This is a genomic window from Bradyrhizobium sp. 23 (assembly GCF_023073295.1).
In the GTDB taxonomy this organism is placed as follows: Bacteria; Pseudomonadota; Alphaproteobacteria; order Rhizobiales; family Xanthobacteraceae; genus Bradyrhizobium; species Bradyrhizobium canariense_D.
In genome coordinates, this window is the sequence record NZ_JADPJF010000103.1 from 271,032 (window position 1) to 272,602 (window position 1,571).

2 protein-coding genes are annotated in these 1,571 nt (G+C 65.1%); both read left to right on the plus strand.

Going from position 1 to position 1,571, the window contains the following annotated elements; genetic code table 11:
* The coding region (locus IVB32_RS26355) for a sulfite exporter TauE/SafE family protein (protein ID WP_247411810.1) at window positions 1-690 on the plus strand (690 nt) is incomplete at its 5' end.
* Window positions 687-1,457, plus strand: coding sequence for a TIGR02186 family protein (locus tag IVB32_RS26360; protein ID WP_018460023.1), 771 nt, complete (start codon window positions 687-689; stop codon window positions 1,455-1,457). The genes IVB32_RS26355 and IVB32_RS26360, both read left to right, overlap by 4 nt.
* Window positions 1,458-1,571: the final 114 nt, after the last annotated feature.

Genomic DNA, 1,571 nt, shown 5'->3' on the forward strand with positions numbered 1-1,571 from the left:
GCGATCGACCCGGCGCTGGCAAGCGTGCTGTTATGCGGCGGCGTGACCGGGACGGCGCTGGGCGTGTGGACCTTCACGCAGCTGCGTGCGCTCGGCCAGCTCGATCTGATGATCGCACTGTCCTACGTCGTGCTGCTCACCACCGTCGGCAGCCTGATGTTCTCCGAAGGCCTGCGCGCCCTAATGCGGACCCGGCGCGGCGCGGTGCCGCCACGACGCACCCACAACTGGATCCATGGCCTGCCGCTGAAGATGCGGTTCAAGCGTTCCAAGATATACCTCTCGGTCATTCCGGTCGTGATCATCGGCGTCCTGATCGGCTTCATCGGCGCCATCATGGGCATCGGCGGCGGCTTCATCCTGGTGCCGATCATGATCTATCTGCTGCGGGTGCCGACCTCGACGGTGATCGGCACCTCGATGGTCCTGACGCTGGTCACGATGCTGTTTGCGACCCTGCTGCATGCGGTGACCAATCACCTCGTCGACGCGGTGCTGGCGCTGATCCTGATGGTCGGCGGTGTCACCGGCGCGCAGTTCGGCGCACGCGCCGGTCAGAAGATCCGCGGCGAGCAGCTGCGGCTGCTGCTCGGCCTCTTGATCCTCTCGGTCGGCGTTCGCTTCGCCATCGAGCTGGTGATCCGGCCCGAAGACCTCTTCACCATCCGCGAGCTGGGGGTGAACGGATGATGCGCACAGCTCTCGCGGTCCTGCTCGTTCTGCTGCTCGGCTCCGTCGCACGCGCCGAGCGGCTGATCGTGTCGGTCTCCAACCATCGCGTCACGGTGACGCCGAATTATTCCGGCGAGGAGCTGGTGCTGTTCGGCTCGGTCGAGAAGGACGCCTCCACGCCCGCCGATCGCAAGAGCTACGATCTCGTCGTCACCGTGATGGGCCCGCGCGCCGAGATGGTGACGCGGCGCAAGGAGCGCACCTTCGGGATCTGGATCAACACCGACTACCGCCAGTTCCTGGAGGTGCCGAGCTATCTCGCGCTATTTGCCAACCGCTCCTTCGATGTCATCACCTCGCCCGAGATCGCGCGGCGTCAGCAGATCGGGCTTAACAACGTGCTGCTGACCCAGCGTGTCAGCGGCGACTATGCCGATGTGGTGCCTAACGACGTGTTCCGCTCCGCCTTCATCCGCCTGCGCACCCAGCGCGGTCTCTACCGCGAGGATCCGAGCGCGGTGACATTCCTGACGCCGACGCTGTTCCGCACCGGCATTCCGCTGCCGGCGGAGGTGCCGATCGGCACTTACGAGGTGGAGATCAAGCTGTTTGCCGACGGCGCGTTCATCGGCAAGACCGAGACCGCGTTCGAGATCGTCAAGGTCGGCTTCGAGCAGTTCGTCGCCACCACCGCGCGGCAGAACGGCCTGATCTACGGCCTCGTCACCGCCGCGATGGCGCTGATGACGGGATGGATGGCTTCGATCGTGTTTCGCAAGGATTGAGGAGACTACGCTCTCTCCTCTCGTCGTCGCCCGGCTCGACCGGGCGACCCAGTATTCCAGAGGCCTGCGTTAGGCGACTCGCTCTCACAATTACCGCCGCGGCGTACTGGATGG

Coding starts and splice junctions, on each gene's coding strand:
- IVB32_RS26360 (WP_018460023.1), top strand. CDS start 687: ATGATGCGCACAGCTCTCGCGGTCCTGCTCGTTCTGCTGCTCGGCTCC.